General features: G+C 65.2%; 20 protein-coding genes and 1 tRNA gene. 5 read left to right on the top strand and 16 right to left on the bottom strand.

Going from position 1 to position 22,948, the window contains the following annotated elements; translation table 11 throughout:
* Positions 1 to 47: 47 nt before the first annotated feature.
* Complete coding sequence (locus tag ACVIJ6_RS27225) at positions 48 to 1,094, bottom strand: alpha/beta hydrolase family protein (RefSeq protein ID WP_456775233.1); 1,047 nt, start codon at positions 1,092 to 1,094, stop codon at positions 48 to 50.
* A 1,017-nt stretch (positions 1,095 to 2,111) separates the two neighbouring features.
* A complete protein-coding gene (locus ACVIJ6_RS27220) occupies positions 2,112 to 3,605 on the bottom strand; it encodes a porin (protein ID WP_456775232.1) in 1,494 nt (497 codons plus the stop codon).
* 743 nt (positions 3,606 to 4,348) lie between these two features.
* Between ACVIJ6_RS27220 and ACVIJ6_RS27215 the strand changes: the two genes are divergently transcribed.
* Positions 4,349 to 4,442: transfer RNA gene (locus ACVIJ6_RS27215), tRNA-Ser, on the top strand.
* 227 nt (positions 4,443 to 4,669) lie between these two features.
* On the opposite strand, the gene ACVIJ6_RS27210 is transcribed toward ACVIJ6_RS27215, so the two are convergent.
* The 11 genes from ACVIJ6_RS27210 to ACVIJ6_RS27160 all read right to left on the bottom strand — a co-directional run bounded on the left by ACVIJ6_RS27210 (position 4,670) and on the right by ACVIJ6_RS27160 (position 14,936).
* Positions 4,670 to 4,957, bottom strand: coding sequence for a hypothetical protein (locus ACVIJ6_RS27210; RefSeq protein WP_456775231.1), 288 nt, complete (start codon positions 4,955 to 4,957; stop codon positions 4,670 to 4,672).
* Positions 4,958 to 5,062: 105 nt separating this feature from the next.
* Entirely contained in the window at positions 5,063 to 5,686 is a 624-nt protein-coding gene (locus ACVIJ6_RS27205; protein WP_456775230.1) for a TetR/AcrR family transcriptional regulator, read from the bottom strand.
* A 21-nt stretch (positions 5,687 to 5,707) separates the two neighbouring features.
* Positions 5,708 to 6,922 carry a multidrug effflux MFS transporter gene (locus tag ACVIJ6_RS27200; RefSeq protein ID WP_456775229.1) on the bottom strand — a complete coding sequence of 405 codons (1,215 nt, stop codon included), beginning with the start codon at positions 6,920 to 6,922 and terminating at the stop codon, positions 5,708 to 5,710.
* Positions 6,923 to 7,222: 300 nt separating this feature from the next.
* Positions 7,223 to 7,489 carry a hypothetical protein gene (locus tag ACVIJ6_RS27195; RefSeq protein ID WP_012044719.1) on the bottom strand — a complete coding sequence of 89 codons (267 nt, stop codon included), beginning with the start codon at positions 7,487 to 7,489 and terminating at the stop codon, positions 7,223 to 7,225.
* 1,406 nt (positions 7,490 to 8,895) lie between these two features.
* The gene (gene gatB, locus ACVIJ6_RS27190) at positions 8,896 to 10,374 is read right to left on the bottom strand and encodes an Asp-tRNA(Asn)/Glu-tRNA(Gln) amidotransferase subunit GatB (protein ID WP_456775228.1); all 1,479 of its coding nucleotides are present in this window, start codon (positions 10,372 to 10,374) and stop codon (positions 8,896 to 8,898) included.
* Positions 10,371 to 10,676 (bottom strand): hypothetical protein, encoded by a 306-nt coding sequence (locus tag ACVIJ6_RS27185; RefSeq protein ID WP_456775227.1) that lies wholly within the window; start codon positions 10,674 to 10,676, stop codon positions 10,371 to 10,373. Before ACVIJ6_RS27185 ends, gatB begins: the two co-directional genes overlap by 4 nt.
* On the bottom strand, positions 10,667 to 12,142 hold the full coding sequence (gatA, locus tag ACVIJ6_RS27180) for an Asp-tRNA(Asn)/Glu-tRNA(Gln) amidotransferase subunit GatA (RefSeq protein ID WP_456775226.1): 1,476 nt from the start codon (positions 12,140 to 12,142) through the stop codon (positions 10,667 to 10,669). Before gatA ends, ACVIJ6_RS27185 begins: the two co-directional genes overlap by 10 nt.
* The gene (locus ACVIJ6_RS27175; protein WP_456775225.1) at positions 12,139 to 12,387 is read right to left on the bottom strand and encodes a hypothetical protein; all 249 of its coding nucleotides are present in this window, start codon (positions 12,385 to 12,387) and stop codon (positions 12,139 to 12,141) included. Before ACVIJ6_RS27175 ends, gatA begins: the two co-directional genes overlap by 4 nt.
* Positions 12,388 to 12,458: 71 nt before the next feature.
* Positions 12,459 to 12,746, bottom strand: coding sequence for an Asp-tRNA(Asn)/Glu-tRNA(Gln) amidotransferase subunit GatC (gatC, locus tag ACVIJ6_RS27170; RefSeq protein ID WP_456775224.1), 288 nt, complete (start codon positions 12,744 to 12,746; stop codon positions 12,459 to 12,461).
* 108 nt (positions 12,747 to 12,854) lie between these two features.
* Positions 12,855 to 13,931 carry an NAD(P)H-dependent flavin oxidoreductase gene (locus tag ACVIJ6_RS27165; protein WP_456775223.1) on the bottom strand — a complete coding sequence of 359 codons (1,077 nt, stop codon included), beginning with the start codon at positions 13,929 to 13,931 and terminating at the stop codon, positions 12,855 to 12,857.
* Between the two features lie 3 nt (positions 13,932 to 13,934).
* On the bottom strand, positions 13,935 to 14,936 hold the full coding sequence (locus ACVIJ6_RS27160; protein ID WP_456775222.1) for an NAD(P)H-dependent flavin oxidoreductase: 1,002 nt from the start codon (positions 14,934 to 14,936) through the stop codon (positions 13,935 to 13,937).
* Between the two features lie 104 nt (positions 14,937 to 15,040).
* Between ACVIJ6_RS27160 and ACVIJ6_RS27155 the strand changes: the two genes are divergently transcribed.
* Both ACVIJ6_RS27155 and ACVIJ6_RS27150 read left to right on the top strand, forming a co-directional pair.
* Complete coding sequence (locus ACVIJ6_RS27155) at positions 15,041 to 15,931, top strand: LysR substrate-binding domain-containing protein (protein WP_456775221.1); 891 nt, start codon at positions 15,041 to 15,043, stop codon at positions 15,929 to 15,931.
* 239 nt (positions 15,932 to 16,170) lie between these two features.
* Entirely contained in the window at positions 16,171 to 17,142 is a 972-nt protein-coding gene (locus ACVIJ6_RS27150; protein ID WP_456775220.1) for a cyclase family protein, read from the top strand.
* A gap of 41 nt (positions 17,143 to 17,183) precedes the next feature.
* Here the strand turns inward: ACVIJ6_RS27150 and ACVIJ6_RS27145 are convergent, their stop codons facing one another.
* Entirely contained in the window at positions 17,184 to 18,761 is a 1,578-nt protein-coding gene (locus tag ACVIJ6_RS27145; RefSeq protein WP_456775219.1) for an ATP-binding cassette domain-containing protein, read from the bottom strand.
* A 179-nt stretch (positions 18,762 to 18,940) separates the two neighbouring features.
* Between ACVIJ6_RS27145 and ruvX the strand changes: the two genes are divergently transcribed.
* Together ruvX and ACVIJ6_RS27135 are read left to right on the top strand one after the other, a co-directional pair.
* Positions 18,941 to 19,426 carry a Holliday junction resolvase RuvX gene (ruvX, locus tag ACVIJ6_RS27140; protein WP_456775218.1) on the top strand — a complete coding sequence of 162 codons (486 nt, stop codon included), beginning with the start codon at positions 18,941 to 18,943 and terminating at the stop codon, positions 19,424 to 19,426.
* Between the two features lie 4 nt (positions 19,427 to 19,430).
* Positions 19,431 to 20,354 carry an AEC family transporter gene (locus tag ACVIJ6_RS27135; RefSeq protein ID WP_456775217.1) on the top strand — a complete coding sequence of 308 codons (924 nt, stop codon included), beginning with the start codon at positions 19,431 to 19,433 and terminating at the stop codon, positions 20,352 to 20,354.
* Positions 20,355 to 20,363: 9 nt separating this feature from the next.
* Here ACVIJ6_RS27135 and ACVIJ6_RS27130 read toward each other — a convergent pair whose 3' ends face one another.
* Both ACVIJ6_RS27130 and ACVIJ6_RS27125 read right to left on the bottom strand, forming a co-directional pair.
* Entirely contained in the window at positions 20,364 to 21,188 is an 825-nt protein-coding gene (locus ACVIJ6_RS27130; RefSeq protein WP_456775216.1) for a CPBP family intramembrane glutamic endopeptidase, read from the bottom strand.
* The gene (locus tag ACVIJ6_RS27125; protein ID WP_456775215.1) at positions 21,185 to 22,828 is read right to left on the bottom strand and encodes an acyl-CoA dehydrogenase family protein; all 1,644 of its coding nucleotides are present in this window, start codon (positions 22,826 to 22,828) and stop codon (positions 21,185 to 21,187) included. The genes ACVIJ6_RS27130 and ACVIJ6_RS27125 overlap by 4 nt, the downstream gene beginning before the upstream one ends.
* Positions 22,829 to 22,948 lie beyond the last annotated feature (120 nt).

The raw sequence follows: 22,948 nt of genomic DNA, 5'->3' as shown, positions 1-22,948 counted from the left end.
TGCGCCCGGGCTCGAAGCGCGTTGATCCCTTCGAGAAGCCGACCGCTTCAGCTCGGCAGCTTCGGAGCGCCCGCGAGACGCGCCGCAATCCAGTCGAAGATCGTGGCATTCGACTGCGCGTCGCACACGCCGCCCTGATCGCTCGAAAAGATCTTAAGCGTGACATCAAGATGCTCGCGCTTCATCTGTGCGACCAAGCGGGCCGCGATGTCGGCGCGCAACCAGCCGCGGTCAGGCAGTGCGACCAAAAGCGGACACATGATCTGTCGCGCCACGCGACAATCGCTGGCGCTTGGGAGGCAGGCGCGCTCGTCCGGAGACAACCGGCGCGACAAACACACACGCTCGTGAATGTCCCAAAGTCCGGCATCACACACCGCGGCCGCGTAGCGCGGATCAAGCGCGATGCCGCGGGCCACGAAGGACGAACTCCAATCGTCGGCGAGGATCGCGATTCTGCCGTCATCCACGTCGTCCCGTCCGCACACATAATCCATCACGCTGCCGATCGCGGTCTCGAGATCGCGATGCCCGACGATGTCCTCAAAACGGCTGGTCGGCCCCGGCCCGAGCAGATCGACGACCAAAAGCGACAGGCCGCGCTCGGCGGCGTGTCCGGCAAGCATGAGCAGAGATTTCTCTTTACGGCGGCCGGGCTCACAGATGCAGACCACCATCGGCGCGGGCTCGGGCCGATCGGATGCCGGGAGAAAATAGGACTCCAGCGGATAGTCCGGCCGCCAGCCGATCGTGACCACCTCGCCCTGCCGAACCCCGAGACTGAGATAGTCCAACGCGCAAATGCGAATGCCTGCGTCCACGCTCTGCGACCGCACAGGGCAGCTGCCAATCGACGACGCGGCGACCTCATAGTAGTTGACGGCGCGAAGCCACTTTCTCCGAGCCGCTTCGAGCAGCCCTGCATCCGCGAGGCTGCAAGCGCCGCCTCGCATGATCTCGGCCGCTCGCATCCATTCTTGATACCAGGAGTCGGCGTCATCATTGCCGATGCGCTGCACGATCGCCAGACATTCGGCGAGTTCGTTTTCCCTTTCCGACGTCGCGTCCAACAGACGCGCCAACGCCTCGGACACCTCTTCCCTCTCAGACCACGGCCCAAACGCCTTCAGAACGCCTTCCGAACCCATCGCGCACCGCTTCCTCGCCCGTGACGGCTTTTTCATCCGTCATCTGTTTGTCAGACTGTGATGATCCGCGAATTCACGGTCAAGCCACGTCGTGACTCTTTTTTCCGTATGTTTCTGGAGGTTAGCAACCGGTCGCGTCACCATCGCGCAAGGTTGCGGATGCGAATGCGGCTCGGGCACATCCCCCCCCCCCCCCGCATGCCAAGACGATCACATATGACCAATCTGAGTTTTTCGCCAGGCTGTCTCCACATCGTCATACCCGGGCTCCGTCCCGGGTATCCACGTCTTTCCCAGGATGCCGAACGGCGTGGATGGCCGGGACGAAGCCCGGGCATGACGGTGTGGAGGGAGCCGAACTCAAGCCAGGGTCATCATATGCGATAGCCCTGCCCCGCATGCGGAGGGAGCCTCAACGCGAAGCGGAAGGACCGGAGCCGCGTGGGTACCGTCCAAATGAAGAAACCCCCGACGGGGCATCGTCGAGGGCTTCGGAGGTATAGCCTTGAACGGTAGCATTCGGCCGGTACACACCTGATGTAGCGCCGCTGGAAAATTATCTTATCAACTCATCTAATTTCAATACCCAATCGCCGAAAACCGAAAAAATCTTGTAAGATCCTGTTGATAAAAGACTTTTATCGCAGCGCTCATTGTCGTTGGTCGCCCGATCGTCGCTCGACCGAGGCTTCGGCGATGAGGATCAGATTCCTGGCCGGGTAGTGCCGCCGCACCGCCAAAGGAAGATCTGGCCCTCGCATCTCCTTAAGAAAGGGGGAGCGAAGCTACCCGTCGACGCTCATCAGGGCTGCCCACCCCGACATCCGCGACCCGACGCCACGATCTGATCCGATCGTGCGGCAGGCTGAGGCGCCCTCCGGGCTTTGAAGACAAAAGCACCGTACAAACAAAAATCCCCGGCAGTGGCCTGCCGGGGATCCTTGAGCCGATCTATCGATCAGATCAGAAGTTACGCTGAGCGCGGAGCAGCAAGGACACCGAGTTCTGATCCTTGAGCTGGTAGGTCACGCCGGCCGGTTTCGCGACGGTGGCAGAACCCGGGTAGTTGATGTTGCCCGAGTACTTCTGGTCGAGGTTGGTCCAGGCCACGTCCGCCGAGAAGGTCAGGTTCTTGACCGGGGTCCAGCGGGTGATCACGCCGAGCGAGGAGATGTTGAAGTCCGGGTTGCAGGTGAAGCCTGCACCGGCCAGAGCACCCATGCCCGCGCTGCCGCAGATCAGACCCTTGGCAGTGTTGTTGTAGCTCACGGCAGCCCACGAACCGTAGATCGCCGAGTTCCAGGTCGGGCTCCAGTTGTGCGTGTAAGCACCACGGAAACCGTAGGTGGTGGTCAGCTGCTGCTCGCCGCCGGTCGCGAAGACCGAGTCGGACAGCCCAGCGAAGCCGAGCGTGCCGTAGATACCAGCTGTGCTGCTACCGCCGTACATCGCGTAGGAGGTCGGCACCAAGCTCTGAGCGTTGTAGCGGCTCGCACCGTTGGTGTAGACGCCCTGGATGTTGATGGTGTCGCCGGGGCCAGTCGGGATGTTCTTGATCGACAAGGCCAGCTGAGCCGCCCAGCCCCACTTGTCAGCCGGGTGACCAGTGACTTCGGTGGCGCCATAGTAGCCCGTGTGGTTGTCATGCGCCGCGAATGACGCCTGGAACAGACCCCAAGCCTGGTCGACGCGGACCATGCCGACGATGTCCGGCGCAACGTTGCCGCCGTAGCTCTGCGTGCCGTAGACGCCGCCGATGATGTTGGCTGCGGTCAGGCCAGTCGTGTTCCAGACGTTCGTCTGGTAGTACGCGGTCTGATCCTGAGCCGAGATCGCAGCCGTGATGCCCGAGCCGAAGTCAGCGGTGTAGGTGAACTGGTTGACACCGGTCACGGTGCCGCCGCCGCCCCACAGGCCGTCGAAGTTGTTGCCCGGGTAGTTGGTCCAGGGCGCGTCGAACTGCGACACGGCCTTACCCATGGTGAAGCCGGCGAACTGGATAAAGGCGTAGTAGACGCCGAGCGAGCCGCCAGCAACGCCGTCACCCGTGTAGGCCGACGGAGCGGAGCCGGCAGTGTTGCCGGTGGTCCAGGTGAACGTCAGATCGGCATAGGTACGAACCACGCCGTACTCGGTCGCGGTGCGCGTGTCGATGTTGAGGTCCTGACGAGCGCGGCTGTAGTAGTAGTTGCTGAGGCGGTTGTTGGCGCCAGCCGAACCGTTCACAGCGTTGTTGTACTGGCCGTTGCTGGCGAACGACGTCTCAGCACGGAGATAGCCGCCCAGCTTGATGCAGGTGTCGGTGCCGGGGATGTAGTAGAAGCCAGCGCCGTAGAGGGAGCAGACCTTCACATATTCGACCGCCTTGGCCTTGATCGGAAGGTCAGCTGCCTGGGCCCCAGACATGGCGACGAGAGCTGCCGCCGAGCCCAGGACGAGGCTCTTGATCGTGTTCATAATGTTAAACCTCCAAGTTGCTCAGTCAGGGAAGGTTCCGCTCCGCTGGGTGTGAGTCACCCTTGAGGTTGGCCCCGTAATCCCCTCTTCGACCCGTCGCTCAGCCGCTTCGCGCTATCGGACACACCCGCATGAACGCGAGGGACTTGAGCGAACGACCTCAACGGGACGACGCAGGGATGCCCCCCTTCGTCGTGGGAGCAGAATTACCGAAGGACTTTGCACACGCAACAAAGGAACCATCATTGCGGCGGTCAGCGGGCGCCTTTTTGGAGCTGTGTTGCACAAAAGGCACGGAGCCGTGGTTCTGCGGGATCAGCTAAGCTTTTGTTTATATTATTATTTTGTGACAGCACAATCTCCGGTAATTAGAGGCGCCACACTTCCCTCCCAAGGAACCGGGCACAACTCGGGCAGCTTGGACGCTGAATCCCGACATGGCGCCAGCGAGAATCGGGAGGGGTGTCGGAGGTGTGGCAAATATGTTCCAGATAGCCCGGAGTGCCCGAAGACTGCGCCGGCACCCCCGTTCGAAGCATGGCGACTCGGCTACTCGGTCCTCATCGGTGAGTTGGAATCAGGCTTGGCAGCAACTCTCCGGCGGTGAGGCGCCGGCCGCCACCTTCCGGCCGTGTCGCGCCTCGCCTTCTGCCAGAATAGCTATTCGCGGCTGTGAGGATTTCCGATCGGCGTGCAATCTGCCGCTTGCGGCTCGGCGCGTCGTCGGGCATACCGACCGCGTTGGAGACGTGGCCGAGTGGCTGAAGGCGGCGGTTTGCTAAACCGTTATAGGGTTGTAAAGCCCTATCGAGGGTTCGAATCCCTCCGTCTCCGCCAGCCTTTAAGTCTCCGCCAGCCTTTAAATCCTCCGCGTTCGCATCCCCTGCACTTCGCACTCTTCATATAGAGTGTCGGGATCGGACGCCCGGTCGCGTCGAGCGCCGCAATCCGAGCGGGACCGATCGCCCAGTCCCCAGCCCGACCGTCGCCGGCCTGCGCTCTCTTCACCTCTGGATATTTGAGTGCGGCGGGCTGCGACGGATGCGCAGCCGGACCGCGCGCGATCAGTCGAACAGGGCCCGCGTCATGTTGATGATGAAGGCCGCGGGCATGCCGATCACGGCGCCGATAAAGCCGTAGAACAACGCCGTTCCGACCGAGGCCGCGCCGCCCGGCCCCATCACGGCGCCGTAGAAACCGCCCAGCCCGGCACATAGCAGCGTGACGATCAGGAGGCGCCTGTCGTTGGACGCCTCGATCCGCAACCGCCGCAACTCGCGCCGGCTCTGCACCACGGGACCGGCGGGTTCGGTCGACCCGCAATGCGGACAGGCTGCGGCCGTGAAGGACACGCCTTTTCCGCAATCATGACACTCGATCAATTCCGGCCGCCATGCGCGGCCCTGCTTCGCGACCATCCTGCTCCGTCCAACCGCCGCGCATGCCCCGCTGCGCCATCATTCCGATAGCGATGGCTCCGGCCGCAGGGACGTATCAGACGCGCTGCTCATTCGCAGCGCGAGCGAGTCGCGGAACACATGCCACATGGCCTCCCTGCGGATCGCCGTCTCCGCCTGATCCGCATAGATCATCGCCACAAACAGGCTCTCGACGATGCCCAGATAGGCGTGGCCAAAGCGAGATCGATCGGGCGACGACAAGACGTCCGGCAGTTGCGCGAAAAAGCACGCCTGCAAGCCATCGAGAAAGCCAATATAGATTTGGCCGATCACCGGCTTCAGCGCAACCGGCGGCAGAAACGCGGTCCGCAGCAGAAACCGCAGATGCACTGAGGCATCGTAGCGCGCCGCGAGGGCCTCGATATAAGCGCCTCCCGGTTCACCTGCCGGGGGCGGCGCGGCCAGCGTCGCCGCGACGAAATCACGCTCGATTTGAGCCGCGTCCTCCAGCACCTGAAGGAACAGTTCGTCCTTGCCGGTGACGTGGGAATAGAGCGAGGCCTTTCGGATGCCGACCATGGCGGCAATCTCGTTCAGTGAGGCCGCGTCATATCCCGTCACGGCAAAATGCTGGACAGCGGCATCGCAGATCCGCGCAAGCGCGGGCGTTCGGGATTTCATCGAAGCGTCTCCTGCATGGTTTCAGGGCTGCACAACCCGAACGCCCTGCTGGCCAGCCACCATGCGCAGCGCGGCAAGGGCCAAGGCGGCCGTCACGACGCCAGCCAGTGCGAGAAAGGCCAGCCACCATGCGGGGCCGATCTCGGCCAGCAGCGCGGCCAACGGCGTCGCCGCCGCACCGAGAGCCAGCGGAACGGCCCCAAGCAGCGCCGTGCTCGCACCGAGCGCCGACGCGCGCGCGGAGAGCGCAATCGACGTCAGCGCGGCCTCTGCAACGCCAAGACCGGCCAGCGCCAGGATCATGCCGGCGACGATCCCCGGGAGACCGATGCCGGCCAGCACCGACCCCCATCCGATCAGCGCGCCGCCCAGCATCGCCAGCACCCCGGCCAATGCAAGCCTGTCGACATCGACCGTCTTGACCAGCCTCGCGCAGCCGATGGCGCCGATCAGAACGGCGATGCCGGTCGCGCCGAAGACAAAGCCGAATTCGCGCGACGGCAGGCCATAGAACGACTGATAGACATAGGACGCGCCGCCGATATAGCCGAACAGAAGAAAGAAGGCGCCGGAGAGCGCGAGGCCCGGCAGCAGGAAGCGTCGATCCGTGACGATGCCAACATAGGTTCGCCACACCTGCCCCGGATGAAGCGACGACCGTTTGTGCAGCGGCAGACTCTCAGGCAGCCTTATGAAAGTATTCACGAGCACGATCGCGCCGAGGGCGGCAAGAAAGTAGAAGACTGCGCGCCAGCCGAGCCCGGCGCCGATCATCCCACCCAGCACCGGCGCCATCACCGGGCCGAGCCCCTGGATCGTCATCAGCAACGCGAAGATCTGTACGGCCGCGACACCCGAGGCGACGTCGCGCACAGTGCTCATCGCCGTCACCAGCGCCAGCGACGCGGCAAGGCCCTGCAGAAACCGCGCGGCCAGCAAAGCCTCGACCGAGTGCGCCACCGCCGCGCAGAGCGACGCCACCACGAAGATCGCGAGGGCAACAAGCAAGGGACGGCGACGGCCATAGGCGTCGATGACCGGGCCGAAGACGAGCTGTCCTGCCCCCATGGCCAGCAGGAACACCGTCAATGTCAGCTGCATCTCGGGATAGGTCGTGCTCATCTCCTCGGCCATCACCGGCAGCGAGGGCAGATACATGTCGACCGACGCCGGGCCGAGCAGCGTGATCAGCCCCAGCGCCACGGCGACGGAGAGCGGTACGGATTGGGTCATCATTGGTGAATGTCAGTCAGCTGTGAGGACCGCCGTCGCCGGGGGCCCAAGCCTTCGTGAGGCAGCGCCTACCTACCGATAGGTAGCCCACACGACAAGCGCGACGATGTCGCAGGCGGCGGTGCCGCAATAGAATGTGTGTCGTGGGGAAAAATAGCCGCAGGTCATGCGGCCGAGGGGCGATCGCGCCCAATCAAAGACGGCAGGACGCGCTCACGACGCCTGAATGTCGAAAGCCGCCAGGCGTCTCGCCCAGCGGCTCATGCGATCCGGCACCATGCGCGCCGCGCCAATGATGTCTGCTCAATGCGTGGCCATCCAGGCCCGGGCCTCGCGCTGCGCGGCAGCAATATCAGCATCCGACATCTGCTCGGCGACCTCGCGTCGCATCGCTACCGCATCGACGCGCCCTTTCAGAGCCGCGAGATTGAACCATTTGTGCGCGGCGATGAGATCGACGATCCCGTCGCGACCACTCGCATAGAGCATGCCGAGCTCGAACAGCACGTCGGCGCTGCCCCCCTGCTCCGCGGTCGTCACATCATCGAAATTGAGTTGCCCCTGAAACATTGTCGCTCTCCTTCGTTCGCAAGGAGGCGGGTCGTTCACCGAGCCCAGCCCCCGTCCTACTGTTCAACGCCTGATTAGTCCCCATGCCGTTTGTCGGCTTATGCGCGAAGGATGACCGATCAAGTTTGAAAGGCAGTTTAATCATCGTGCTGAAGGAAGCCTGAACGGAAACCGCCCGATCTTCGGAGCCGGCCAGCAAATATTTGAAAGAGATCAGATTTTCTGAACTGGCAAAGAGCGGTTTACCGTTCTGTTTGGCAAACCTCTAACCATCCGGCCAACACCGGCGTAGCCACGCAACACGGCGTGGGTGATCCGGTGGCGCGACGCAGATCGCCGGCGCGCAGCAGGATGCACGCGCGGGACAACGCCGTCCGGTGGCGGCACCGCTCAAACGATGAGCCAATGCTCCGGCGGAGATGGTGTGATGGACAGGAAAGGAGGGCGTCAGGCACGCGGCGCTCGGGCGGGTGCCAAGATCGAGGGCGTCGGCGAACACGTCAGGATCAGATCCCACATTGGTTCAAGAACCGCCGGTGAGATTGCAGACCGGAAACGCGATCTGCACCGAACGAAGAAATCCTGTTTCTTCTGCCGGACCGCACCGGGAGCGAGACCGCTCGCAAGTTCGATCCGACCGTTGACCTGATGTCTCGCCGACACCCTCTATCGTCGATTGGAGCTTCAGGAGATCTGCTTCGCTCTCGAAGAGCTGCGTCGACCTGCGTTCCAATGACGTGCCGGCATCAGTCTGCCGGGCTCATCTCGCACGGACTGCGAGACTTACTTCTTCTTGGCGACCTTCTTGGTCTTCTTGGCAGTCTTCTTCGCCGCGGTCTTCGCGACCTTCTTCACTGCCTTCTTCGCCTTCTTCGCTTTCTTGGCCATGTTGCCCTCCGATGTGAGATGGCTTAGTCGATACGTGCACTCGGGAATCGAGCTGCACTCCTCATCGATACACCAACGAGTGAAAAAAAACAGCTTCCGGCTTAAGGAAGTGTTGACACGCGCGCGCGCACGCGGCTGACGCAACGCGCGAAGCAGCAGGTCGGGCGACATCGAAAATGCCGACGCGCGCGTCCGCAGCGGCGCGCCTTCTACTAATAGCGATCGCAAGAAAAGCCTGCACTGGAAGCCATTTCCTGAACTACTGCATGATGCGGCGAAAGCAGCGCGATGCGCTGAGCAGCGCGCAGACTCGCGCGATGAGAGCCGCTCGCGGACTCTGAGTCGTAAATTTTGGCAACGAAAAAATTTTCATTGCACACGCCCTCGTGTGCATTCGAGCGCTCGCCAAAGGTGGCTTTTTTGCGAATCGCGCGCGGCGATTCGCGGGACGCGAGTGCCAAACAAAAACGGCGCGCACCATGTGCGCGCCGTCGGAACGAAGATGAGCGCTCGCCGTTTCAGATGCCGAGCTTGCTCTTCAGGAGATCATTGACCGCCTGCGGGTTGGCCTTGCCGCCCGACGACTTCATCACCTGGCCGACGAACCAGCCGGCGAGCTGCGGCTTCGCCTTCGCCTGCGCGACCTTGTCCGGATTGGCGGCGATGATCTCATCGACCACCTTCTCGATCGCGCCGAGATCGGTGACCTGCTTCATGCCGCGGCTTTCGACCAGCTCGCGCGGATCGCCGCCCTCGCTCCAGACGATCTCGAACAGATCCTTGGCGATCTTTCCGGAGATCGTCCCCTCGCCGATCAGCGCGACGATGGCGGCGAGCTGCGCCGACGACACCGGCGACGACGCAATGTCGCGCCCTTCCTTGTTGAGGCGCCCGAACAGCTCGTTGATGACCCAATTGGCCGCCAGCTTGCCGTCACGGCCGCGATCGGACAGCGCCTCCAGCACGCTCTCATAGAACGCCGCGCTCTCGCGCTCGGCCACCAGCACGGAGGCGTCGTAGGGCGAAAGACCGAAATCGGCGATGAAGCGCGCCTTCTTCTGGTCCGGCAGCTCCGGCAGCGCGGCCTTCAGCGCGTCGACGAAGGCCTGTTCGAACTCAAGCGGCAACAGGTCAGGATCGGGGAAGTAGCGGTAATCATGCGCCTCCTCTTTCGAGCGCATCGACCGCGTCTCGCCCTTGTCGGGATCGAACCGGCGGGTTTCCTGCTCGATCGTGCCGCCGTCCTCGATGATCTCGATCTGGCGCCGCGCCTCGGCCTCGACCGCCTGGCCGATGAAGCTGATCGAGTTGATGTTCTTGATCTCGCAGCGGGTGCCGAGCGGCCCGCCCGGCTTGCGCACGGAGACGTTGACGTCGGCGCGCAAGCTTCCCTTCTCCATGTCGCCGTCGCAGGTGCCGAGATAGCGCAGGATCGAGCGCAGCTTGGTGACGTAGGCCTTGGCCTGCTCGGCGTCGCGGAGGTCGGGCTTGGAGACGATCTCCATCAGCGCCACGCCGCAGCGGTTATAGTCGATATAGGACAGCGACGGCGACTGGTCGTGCAGCATCTTCCCGGGATCCTGCTCGAGGTGCAGGCGCTCGATGCCGATCGTCGCGGTCTTGCCGCCGTCGAGCTCGACCGTGACCTCGCCCTCGCCCACGATCGGGTCCTTGTACTGGCTGATCTGGTAGCCTTGCGGCAGGTCGGGGTAGAAATAGTTCTTACGGTCGAACACCGAGCGCAGGTTGATCTTGGCATTGAGCCCGAGCCCGGTGCGCACGGCCTGGCGCACGCACTCCTCGTTGATGACCGGCAGCATGCCGGGCATGGCCACGTCGACCAGCGAGACGTGGCTGTTGGGATCGCCGCCGAAGGCGGTGGAGGCGCCGGAGAACAGTTTCGACTTCGACGTGACCTGGGCATGGATCTCCATCCCGATCACGACTTCCCAGTCGCCGGTGGCGCCCTTCATCAGCTTGCCGCTGGTTGCCGTCATGGCCCTGAACTCCCCATCAGCGCGGAGATGATCCGCTCAAATTCGATATCCCGCGCATCGGTGGCGACCTTCTGTCCGGCCTGGCGGTACCAGTAGCCGGCATTGCCGAGATCGCCCTCGACGCGGTGCAGATGCGCGTGCGCCCAGGCCGCTTCGCGGCCGGGCTCATCCTGAATGATCCTGTGCGCCCGATCCCAATCGCCTTTCGCCAGCCACCACAGGCCAGCGAGCACCGGCGAGAGACCGGCCGCGGGCGCGTCGCCCGCGAGGCTGTGCTTGAAGTCGGTGACGCTCACCACCACCGGACCGGCGTGAAGCGGCCCGCCGCCTGCTCGATCACCTCGCCGAGCGAGAACAACGTCTCCTCGTCGAACGGACGGCCGATCAGTTGCAGCCCGAGCGGCAGGCCCTGGCTATCCTTGCCGGCGGGCACCGCGATACCCGGCAGACCCGCCATGTTCACCGTGACCGTGAAGATGTCGTTGAGATACATCTCGACCGGATCGGCGCCGCCCTTCTCGCCGATGCCGAAGGCGGCGGACGGCGTCGCGGGGGTGAGGATCGCGTTCACGCCCTTGGCGAAGCATTCCTCGAAATCCCTCTTGATGAGGGTACGGACCTTCTGCGCCCGGATATAATAGGCGTCGTAATAGCCGGCCGAGAGCACATAGGTGCCGATCATGACGCGGCGCCGCACCTCGGGCCCGAACCCTTCGGCGCGGGTGTTCTCGTACAACTCGCCGATGGACTTGCCCGGCACCCGCAGGCCGTAACGGACCCCATCGTAGCGCGCGAGGTTCGACGACGCCTCGGCCGGCGCCACGATGTAATAGGCCGGCAGCGCGTATTTGGTGTGCGGCAGCGACACTTCGACCAGCTCGGCGCCGGCCGCCTTCAGCCAATCCGCGCCATCACTCCACAGCTTCTCGATCTCGGCCGGCATGCCGTCGAGCCGATATTCCCGGGGAATGCCGATCTTCATCCCCTTCACGGACCGGCCGATCGCGGCCTCATAGTCCGGCACGGGGATGTCGACCGAGGTCGTGTCCTTCGGATCGTGGCCGGCCATTGAGCGCAGCAGGATCGCGGCGTCGCGGGTCGAGCGCGCGATCGGGCCGGCCTGGTCGAGCGACGAGGCGAAGGCGACGATGCCCCAGCGCGAGCAGCGGCCATAGGTCGGCTTGATGCCGACGGTGGCGGTGAACGCCGCGGGCTGACGGATCGAGCCGCCGGTGTCGGTCGCGGTCGCGCCCATGCACAGCAGCGCCGCCACCGCGGAGGCCGAGCCGCCGGACGAACCGCCCGGCACCAAGGTGGTGTTGGAGCCTTCGCGCCGCCACGGGTTACCCACGGGGCCGAAGCACGAGGTCTCGTTCGACGAGCCCATCGCAAACTCGTCATTGTTGAGCTTGCCGAGCATGACCGCACCATCGCGCCAGAGCTGCGAGGTCACGGTGGACTCGTAGGTCGGCACGAAATTGCCGAGGATCTTCGAACAGGCCGTGGTGCGGGCGTCCTTGGTCGCGAACAGGTCCTTGATCCCCAGGGGAATGCCGGCCAGCGGCCCGGCCTCGCCCTTGCCGATCCTGGCGTCGGCCTCGCGCGCCATCGCGCGCGCCTGGTCCGGCGTCTCCATCACGAAGGCGTTGAGGGCGCGCGCCTGCTCCATCGCCTTGAGATGGGCGTCGGTCAGTTCGAGCGACGTGAAGGTCTTGCTCGCAAGGCCCTTCCGGGCCTCGGCGAGCGTCAGGGAAGTCAAATCGGTCATTTATTGATCGGGCTGCAGAAGAAGGGGGAAAGTGTCTTGTCGTCGGCCGCATCGTCGGCGAAGAACTTGTTGGTCTTCGCCTTGACCTTGTTGGCATTAGCCGTGTTCGCATTGGCCGCCTCGAGCTGGTCGAGGATCTCGTTCACGGTCTTGTCGGGATCGGCGGTCTTGCCCTGCCGCTCCATCGCGTCGAGATAGTCCATATAGGCCTTGTAGGCCGCTTCATCGTCGCAGAGCAGGCACATAGCGTTGGCTCGCTTCATCGGTTAGAGGAGCGGATCACGCGGCGAAAGCGCGCCATCCAGCGACCCCTTGGCTATTCCACCACCTTCGGCACCAGGAAGAAATGGTTCTCGGTTGCCGGCGCGTTCTTGACGATGTCGTCGGCGATCTCGCCGTCATTGACCACGTCCTGGCGCTTCTTCATCGCCATCGGCGTGACCGAGGTCATCGGCTCGACGCCCTCGACATCGACCTCGGAGAGCTGCTCGACGAACTTCAGCATCGCGTTGAGCTCGCCCTGCAGATGCGGGACCTCAGCGTCAGTGACAGCGATCCGCGCCAATTGCGCGATCCGGCGGACGGTGGCGGCATCGACCGACATTATATAGGGCCTCACGGGACAGGATGAACCCGCCCTATAGCAGAGGCCGCTTTCGCGCCGCAACCGGCAGCCGCTGGACTTTCCGGGGACGGCGGCCCGCCCGAAACGTCAGCCCGCCATCGTCGCAAGGCGCGCCAGCGCCTGTTCGGCCAGCGTCCGCGTGAGTTCAGCCGCCGGTATCTCGCGGCCCAGCGGCAGCGCCTGCCCGGCCCAGAGATTTGTGAAATCCACCCTGCCCTGCTTCTCGGCCGCCGCCTTGAGCGGACCGAGCGCGGTCGCCGCATGCGGAAAGGCCGGAGCCTCCGGCGCGATCGGCCCGACCTCGCGCATCACCCGGTTGGCGACGCCGCGCGCAAGCCGGCCGGTCATCACATTGGTGATGACCGTGGATTCGTCGCTGGCGGCCGCGAGCGCGGCGCGCGCGGGACCGCTGACCTTGGACTCCGGACAGCGCAGATAGGCGCTGCCGATCTGGACGCCGGACGCGCCGAGCGCAAAGGCGGCAGCAATGCCGCGCGCATCGGCAATGCCGCCCGCCGCGATCACCGGGACCTTCACCGCATCGACCACCTGCGGCACCAGCGCGAGCGTGCCAACCTGCTCAGCCAATTTGTCGGTCAGGAACATACCGCGATGGCCGCCGGCCTCCGCCCCCTGCGCGATGATGATGTCGGCGCCGTTCCGCTCCAACCACACCGCCTCGCGGACCACGGTCGCCGAGGCCATCACGACCGCCCCGGTCGCCTTCACCCGCGCCAGCAGCGTCGGCTCCGGCAGGCCGAAATGGAAACTGACGATCTCCGGCTTCAGCTCCTCGACGACGGCGCACATCGCCGCGTCGAACGGCGCACGGTTGGCCGCCGTGACCGGCGCCGCCGGATCGACGCCGTACTCCTGATAATAGGAGCCGAGACGTTGTTTCCAGCCGGCCTCACGCGCAGCATCCGCCTCCACAGGGGTATGGCAGAAGAAGTTCACATTGATGGGCGCCGATACGCGCTGACGGATGATGTTGACCTGCTCCCTCGCCTTTTCGGCGGAGAGCATCGCGCAGGGCAGCGAACCCAGTCCGCCACCTTGCGCGACCGCGATGACGAGATCGGCATCCATCACCCCGGCCATCGGCGCCAGGACGATCGGATGCTCGGTCTTGACGAGATCCAGAAAGCGACGATCGGGCCACATGGTTCACCTCGCAGTTTCGTTGAGCTCCGCCGGCCGCCAGGATGAGTTGCGCTGCCCTTGCAGGATTTGCTTGGCCTCGCTGACGATGCGCTGAACGATCTCAGCGGCCGGCGGAATATCATGGATCAGGCCGACCGCCTCACCGGCGATGACGGCTGCGACATCGAAATTACCATCGGTCCGGGCCTTGACGTAGTCGGCGGCCACGCGTTCGACCTGCTGCAGCAACTCGACCTCGCGGCCGAGCCAGCGCCGCGCGTGATCGTTGATCAGGCAGCGGCCGGTAAACGGCGCCGGCCAGACATTATTGCGCGACAGGTCGAAGATGATGCCGCGCACGGTCTCGCCAGCGCGCGCTGCGCAGATGCGCCGCTTGGCTTCGTCGGCGCCGGCGGCTTCCTGACTGGCGTAGAAGCGCGTGCCGAGCAACACGCCATCCGCGCCGAGCGACAGCATGGCCGCAAGTCCGCGGCCGTCGGCAAGTCCACCGGCAGCCACCACCGGCACGCGGCCGGCGGCGAGATCGACGATCGCAGGCACGATGTCGAGCGTGGTGCGCGAGGCGCCATGGCCGCCGGCTTCAGTTCCCTGCGCAATCAGGATGTCGGCGCCGGCGGCAAGCGCCTGCTCTGCCATCGCTTCATCCTGCACCTGGCAGATCAGCAGCGCGCCGGCCTGTTTGATCGCAGACGCAAAGCGCGCGGGATCGCCGAATGACAGCATCACGGCCGTGGGCTTCGCCGCCAGCGCGATGTCGAGCAGGTCGGGCTGCTTCGCCAGCGACCAGGTGATGAAGCCGATGCCGAACGGCATCTGCAGGCCGCCGAGCTTGGCGCTCTCCTGCACGAGCCACGGGCGATTGCCGTAGCCGCCGCCGAGAATGCCGAAGCCGCCGGCGCGGCTGACGGCGCGCACCAGATTGGCGTCGGCAACACCGTCCATCGGGGCCAGCAGGATGGGATGGCAGATCCCAAGCCTCTCCGTCAGCGGTGTCCTCAGCGCCATGCAGGTCTCCTCGCCTCTGGACGCGGACTCTAGGCGGGGCTAGCATTCTCTCAAAATGAATAGTTGAGAACTCTGCCATCGCAGATTCAAAACGGAGATCGACCGTGGAACTGAGCGACCTGCAGACTTTCGCGGCCGTCGCGCGCACGGGCGGCATCACCCGCGCCGCCGAAGCTCTCAACACGGTGCAGTCCAACGTCACGCAGCGGATCAAGGCATTGGAGGCCGAGATCGGCACCGCTCTGTTCGAACGGCACAGCCGTGGCATGGCTCTCACCGGCGCCGGACTGCGCCTGTTGCCCTATGCCGACCGGATCGCCGCGCTATCGCGCGAGGCCTTGCTCGCCGCTCGCGACGACGGCGAGCCGCAGGGACCGCTGCTGATCGGCTCGATGGAGACGACCGCGGCGGTGCGGCTGCCGACGCGTCTTGCGGATTTTCACCGGCGCTTCCCTTCCGTGGCCTTGAGCCTGCGCACGGCGCCAACAGCGGATCTGGTGGCCGGCGTGCTGGACGGAACGCTCGACGGCGCATTCGTGGCAGGCCCGATCGAGCATCCCGACCTCACTGGCGTCGTCGCCTTCGAGGAAGAACTCGTGCTGGTGACAGCCCGGCGCTTCGAGACGCTGGCGGCGTTGCGGGCCGCGACCGCCGCGTCGGGTCCGACCGCGCTGGTGTTCCGGGCCGGCTGCACCTACCGGCAACGTCTGGAGCAGGTCTTCAACGATTTCGGCTGGCCCGCCGCGGCCCGCATCGAACTCGGAACGCTCGACGGCATGATCGGCTGCGTGGCCGCCGGCATGGGTGTCGCACTGCTGCCCCGCGCGGTGGTGACGCGGCATGAGATGATCGGCAGCGTCGGCCTGCACACGCTCACGCCATCTCATGCGCGGGTCGAGACGCTCTTCATCCATCGCCGCGCAGCGCATCGCAGCAGCGCGCTCTCGGCGTTCATGGCGGGACTGGCCGGCCGGGATCACGACATCGCAGCGTAATGCGTCCCAGAGCCTGATGCGCCCCAGACGCATACCGCGCCGCAATCGCCGCCGCGAATTTCATTGCGGAGAATGACCCTTCACCCGCTGCAAAAGCGGCAAACTCGACCGATGCGACTTTAGGGCGCAGGGCTCTGCACGCGCCGGAAAAAACTTCACGCGGCCGTCTCCTACTACGTTAGGATGCGGCGCTGGCCAGCGCGAAACACAACAAACGTCAACAAGTCGGAGGAAATGCGATGCGCAACGCGTTCGTGTTGTGCTGCTCGATTGCCTTGATGGGTGTGATCGGGACGGCCAATGCCCAAGACAAGACCCAGGACAAGATCCAAGACAAGACCCAGGACTGGACGAAATCGAAATGGGGGCCGGCCGACGAGATCGGCGCCGCCAACTACATCACGCCGGAGCTCGTGATCAAAGCGGCTTCGCTGGTGAAGACAGGCAAGACCTACCCGCTCGGCATGATCATCGACTCCAAGACGCCCGCCTACCCGCCGCGCTCCTTCAAGATCACGGTGGTGCAGCCGGGACAGGCCGGCATCCCGGGGCTCGGCCCCAACAAGGCGACCTATAATGACGATATCGTCGAAGGCTGGGTCGGCGTCGGCAGCCAGCTCGATGGCCTCGGCCATCTCGGCATCGAGCACGTCTATTACAACGGCAACAAGCTGCTCGACTTCGCCGACCCGACCGGCTTGAAGAAGCTGGGGATCGAGAAGGTGCCGCCGCTGGTGGCGCGCGGCGTCCTGCTCGACATGGCCGCCTACTACAACACCGACGTGGTCAAGGAAGGCACCGCCTTCAACGTCAAGGAGATCGAGGAGGCCGCCAAGAAACAGGGTGTCGAGATCCGTCAGGGCGATATCGTCATCTTCCATACCGGCTGGCTCGGCCTGATCGGCAAGGACGACAAGCGCTACAGCGCCGGCGAGCCCGGTCTCGGCGTCGAAGGCGCCAAGTACCTGACCTCGAAGGGCGTGGTGGCCGTCGGGGCCGACAATTGGGCGGTGGAGGCGATCCCGTTCGAGTCGTCGAACCTGTTCGAGGTGCATCAGATCCTGCTCGCCATGAACGGGACCTACATCCTCGAGAACATGAACACCGCCGATCTCGCCAAGGACAAGGGCTACGAGTTCCTGTTCGTCCTGGGCCAGCCGCGCTGGCGCGGCGGCGTCCAGGGCAACATCAACCCGATCGCGATCCGCTAGCGTTCAGACAAAGCTTTGCGGGCATGGCCTCCCGTGCCCGCTCAGCCTTTCACCACGAACTCCTCAATTATCCCCATCGCTGCGAGAAACGACGGATCGTGGCTGACAACGAGCAACGCTCCATCGAAGTCACGAAGCGCCTGCTCCAGGATCTCGATTGAAGCGATGTCGAGATGATTGGTCGGCTCGTCCAGCAGCAGCAGCCAGGGCGGCCGCTCGCCACCGAATGTGCAGGCCAGCCCCGCGCGCAGCCGCTCCCCGCCGGACAGCGTCACCACCGTCTGCTCGGCATCGCGGTTGCGGAACGCGAAGCGCGCGCAGGCGGCATGTGCGGCCTCAGCCCCGAGCGTCGGGTGGCGGCGGCGGAAATTGCCGATGATGCTGTCGCTGTGATCGAGCAGTCCAACGTCCTGATCCAGCATCGCGACCCTTCCCTCGGCGCGTCGGACCATTCCGCCGGCCAGGGGAATCGTGCCGATCGCGGCCCGGAGCAGCGTCGTTTTGCCGGCACCATTGCGTCCGACGACCGCGATGCGCTGACGGCCCCTGATGTGCAGCGTCCATGGACCGAACCTCCTGTCGCCGGCGGTCACGACCGCATCTTCCATGGTGAGCAATTCGGTGCCGGCGCCGAGCCCCGTTGGCAGCAGGACCATGGAGAGAGGCGTCAGGACTTCCACCCTGTGCCGGGCCTCATCTGCCTGCGCGGTGGCCTCGGCCGTCTTTCGCTCGGCCAATCGCTGCGCGCGGCCGCCGGTGTTCTCAGCTCGTTCGGCGCGCGCGCCGAGCAGGATCTTTGGCGCCGAGCCGCGAGCGGCGCAGGCGCGACCGGCCTTGTCCTTGCGCGCCTTGGCCTCGCGTTGGCGCTGCATGGCCCGGCCGACCTCGCGCAGTTGCGCGTCGGCGCGGTCGAGCGCCGCAGCGGCGCGCTCGCGCTCGGCATCCAGCGCTTGCACGAACATCGACCAGCCGCCGCCGACGATGTGCACCCCAACCGGGGTCAGCTCGACGATCCGGTCCATCATCTCCAGCAGTGCGCGATCGTGACTGGCGACCAGCACCCCACCGCGCCAATTCTGTACGAGCCGGCCGATGGCAGCGCGACCATCCGCATCGAGATTGTTGGTGGGCTCGTCGAGCAGCAGCAGGTCCGGCGTCTCGATCAACAGCCGTGCGATGCCGATGCGGGTGCGCTCGCCGCCGCTGAGGCTGTCCATGCAGCGATCGAGCCGCATTCCGCAAAGCCCCACCTCGATCAGCACGTCGTCCACGCGGGTGGGCAGGCTCCAATCTGCGCAAGCAAGATCAGCATCATCACCTTTGCCGGCGACGATCCGCTCGATGACGGCGAGATCGCGAGCAACGCCGAGCGCCGCGTCGACGCGCAGCCCGATTTCCCAGTGCTGCGTCAGTAGTCCGAATGTTCCGGTTCGCGTCACCCGCCCTGCGGCCGACTCCGACCGGCCGGCGATGATCCGCAGCAGGGTCGATTTGCCGGCGCCGTTGCGACCGACCAAGCCGACACGCTCGGCACCGAGTGAAAGCGTGAGACTTTGGAAGAGGCGATGACCGTCAGGTGTCGCGGCGGCGACTGCGTCGAGCGTGAGAAAGGAGGGCATGAGCAACCGTGATGGCAGGAAACACAAAGCGGCGGGCAATGTTGGTCCTGCGATCCACGGCACCACTCCTGTTCACGGTATCGGACTGATATAGACTCATTGCAGCGCAGCGACAACTCCATGGCTGCCACGTCCGCGCCTGCTGGCCCAGCGCATGTGACCGTGCTAAGCGGCGCGCCATGCCTGCTCCCATTCTTCCCCTCATCGAAACCGCCGGCCGCTGGCCCGAGCGCGGTGCGCTCGTCGGCCTCGATCTGGGCACCAAGACGATCGGCGTCGCGGTGTCCGATCCGGACCGCCGGCTCGCCACCGGCGTCGAGACCATCCAGCGCAAGGCCTTCAAGGCCGATGCGGCGCGGCTGCTCGCGATCTCGAGCGAGCGCAAGGTGGTCGGCTTCGTGCTCGGCCTGCCGATCAACATGGACGGCAGCGAGGGACCTCGGGCGCAATCGACCCGCGCGTTCGCGCGCAATCTCGCGAACCTGACGGACTTGCCGATCGGTCTGTGGGACGAGCGGCTGTCGACGGCGGCGGTCGAACGCGAACTGATCGGCATGGATGTCAGCCGCGCCCGGCGCGCCGAGGTCATCGACACCCACGCGGCGATCTTCATCCTGCAGGGGGCGCTCGACCGGCTCGCCACGCTGCGCCGGTCCGGCCAATAGCCTCATGGGCGTCGTCGTCGCAGCGCTCGCACCGGTGTTCCTGCTGATCGTGGTCGGCGTCGGCCTGCGCCACAGCCTCATCCGGCTCGACACGCAATGGCACGGGCTGGAGCGACTGACATATTATGTGTTGTTTCCAGCGCTGTTGGTGCAGAGCCTCGTCAAGGCCGATCTCGCCAAGGTACCGGTCGCCGGTGTCGGCGGCGCGCTGTTCCTCGCGGCGCTGGCGATGTCCCTGCTCTGCCTCGCGCTGCGGCCGCTCCTGACGCGGCAGGGCATCGATGGCCCGGCCTTCACCTCCATCTTCCAGGGCGCGACGCGCTGGCAGACCTATGTCGGGCTCAGCGTGTCGGGCAGCCTGTTCGGCCCGACCGGCCTTGCCTTGGCGTCGGTTGCGATGGTGGCGATCATTCCGCTGGTCAACGTGCTCAGCGTGAGCGTGCTCGCCCACTATGCCTCGCCGACACGGCGCTCGACCGGCGAGATCATTGCCACGATCGGACGCAATCCGCTGATCTGGGCCTGCGTGGTCGGGCTCGCGCTGAACGTGGCGCATGTGCCGCTGCCGAAGCTCTGGCACGATGCCGCCGACGCGCTCGGCCAGGCATCGCTGCCGATCGGCCTGCTGGTGACCGGCGCGGGGCTGCATTTCGAAGGCTTGCGCCGCGCCGGCGCGGCGGCTGCGCTCGGCGTGGTGCTCAAGCTGGTGCTGATGCCGATCATGGCGGTCGGCCTCGCGGGCTGGTTCGGGGTCACAGGCTCCAGCCTCGTGGTGGTCGCCATCTGCGCCGCGGTGCCGACGTCCTCGAGCGCCTATTTGCTGGCCAAGCAGATGGGCGGCGATGCGCCGCTGCTGGCCCAGATCATCTCGCTGCAGACCGTGCTTGCCGCACTGACGATGCCGCTCGCGATCGCCTGGGCGAGCTGAGGCGCGCGCTCAGGAGGGGCCGCTGGCGAGCCATATCGTCTGCACCGTGGCGGCGAGGTTGTTGAGGCCGTGCAGCACCATGGTCAGATAGGTGGAGTGCGTCCGGTAGCGGAGATAGCCGAACCAGAGCCCGAGCGCGAAGACGTTGATGAGGGCAAACCAGTCATATTGGAAATGCAGCAGCGTCCAGATCAGCGACGACAGGATGATCGCGCCGGGAACGCGCAGGAAGGAATCCGACCAACCGCGATAAAGAAAGCCGCGCGCCATCAGCTCCTCGGAGACCGGAGCGGCGACGCAGAAGGCGATCACCAGGAGCCACACCGTGCCATCGGTCTTGGCATGCTTCAGCATGTCGACCATGAAGCCCGACGCCGCCTCCTCTCGTCCCGTCAGCTGTGAGATCAGCTCCCAGGCGCCGACGATGACGACCATGCCGAGCACGCCGAAGCCCAGATGTTTCCATCCGGTCCAGCGCAGGCCAAGGTACTCGGCAAACGACAGGCGCGTGTACCGAACCGCGAAGTAGATGGGGACCAGCAATCCAGGCAACCCCATGATGGCCGAGAGCCCGACTGTCAGCGGCGAGGCGGCGGTCTTGGTCAGAGCCAGACGAAACGCCTCGAAATCATCGAGCGGCCCATCGAAACGGGCGAAGAGATAGACGATCGGCAGCAACTGGCCGACGAAAAAGGCGATGATGATGAGCACGCCCCACAGCGTCGTTCGCCAGAAGCCGAGCGTCCGCGGCAGATGTTGCGCCGGAACGACCTGCTGCGGCGGATTGCCGGGATCGAGCGAATCCATGACGGCGGCTTCGGGACTGTCGGTCAAGGCAGGGCGCGCTCCAGCAAGTCACGGATATCAGCAGGATCGAGATCGACGGCGCCGTACATGCTCGGATGAACAGAGGCGAGCCGCGTGGCGGCGAACAGTTCGGCATGACGCGGCGTGACCTGGTTCAGCGCAGCGGCGGCCGCCAGCAGCGCCAGCTTTTCGACCGCCAGCCGCGCGACGCGCTCGCTGTCGCCGCGCCGGAATGCCTGGCCGATGGCGGCCACGGCCGCGGCGGCGCCGGGAAGCCCGTTGGTGTCCGCCGCCAGGTCCTTGAGGATCGCCATCGCCGCATCCGCTTCACGCGACAGCGCGCGCAGCACGTCCAGGCACATCACATTGCCCGAACCTTCCCAGATCGCATTGACCGGCGACTCCCGGAAATGACGCGCGAGAATGCCGTCCTCGACATAGCCATTGCCGCCGAGGCACTCCATCGCCTCGTACAGGAACGGCGGCGCGCTCTTGCACACCCAATATTTGATCGCGGGCGTCAGCAGCCGCATATAGGCCGCCTCCTTGAGATCGTCCGGCGTGCGGTCGAACGCGCGGCACAGCCGCATCACCAGCGCCACTGTCGCCTCGACATGGAGAGCCATGTCGGCGAGCACCGCCTGCATCAAGGGCTGATCGGCGAGATGCTTCTGGAACACGCTGCGATGGCGCGCGTGATGCAGCGCGTGCGCCAGGCCGGAGCGCATCAGCCCGGCGGACGAGATCGCGCAATCCTGCCGCGTCAGCTGCACCATCTGGATGATGGTTCGGATACCCCTGCCCTCCTCGCCGACGCGCACGGCATAGGCGCCGGCGAACTCCACTTCCGAAGAGGCGTTGGAGCGGTTGCCGAGCTTGTCCTTCAGACGCTGGAAGCGGAGCGCATTGACGGCGCCGTCGGGCGTGAAGCGCGGCATGAAGAAGCAGGTCAGGCCATTGTCGGCTTGCGCCAGCACCAGGAAGGCATCGCACATCGGCGCCGACATGAACCATTTGTGCCCGGTGATGCGGTAGCCGTCGCCAACACGTTCCGCTGTCGTCATGTTGGCGCGCACGTCGGTGCCGCCCTGCTTCTCGGTCATGCCCATGCCGAGCGTCATGCCGCGCTTGCCCCACCACGGCGCAAACGCCGGATCGTAGTCGCGTGTTGCGATCACAGGCATGGTTCGCGCCAGCAGATCGGGCTGCACGGCCAGCGCCGCGACCGAGGCGCGGGTCATCGTGATCGGGCAGAGATGACCACTCTCCACTTGCGAGGCGATGTAGAATTTCGCTGCGCGCACGACCTCCGAAGAAGCGCCGCGCGGCCTGCCCTCGGATGTCCAGGTCGAATTGTGCAGGCCGGCTTCGACCGCACGCGCCATCATCTGATGATAGGCCGGATGAAACTCGACGACGTCGCGCCGAAAGCCCTTGGCATCGAAGCTGCGCAGCCTCGGCGTGTTCTCGTTGGCGAGCCGGCCCTGCTCGGCCATCTCTGCCGAACCCCACAAGGCTCCGAACGCGGCCAGCTCCGGTTCGGCGCCAGCCGCGCCATGAGCCGTGACCGCCTCCATCAGCGGCTGGTCGGCCGTGAACAGGTTCACGTCCGCGAACGGTGGCGACTGGTTGAAGACGTCATGAGTATCGAAGGAAGGCTGGGTCATGGCCGGGCCCTGTGGAAATCCATTATCGGCGCGGCCGAATGGACGAAATCATAAGCCGTCGCGCCCGCGCCCGGCAGCCCAAACGGCTGCCGCTCCCTTGGCATAGTTCACAAAGCATTG

The sequence above is a fragment of the Bradyrhizobium sp. USDA 4369 genome, from assembly GCF_054056435.1.
The sequence above is the reverse complement of the archived record's forward strand: the minus strand, read 5'-3'. Positions and strand labels throughout refer to the sequence as shown.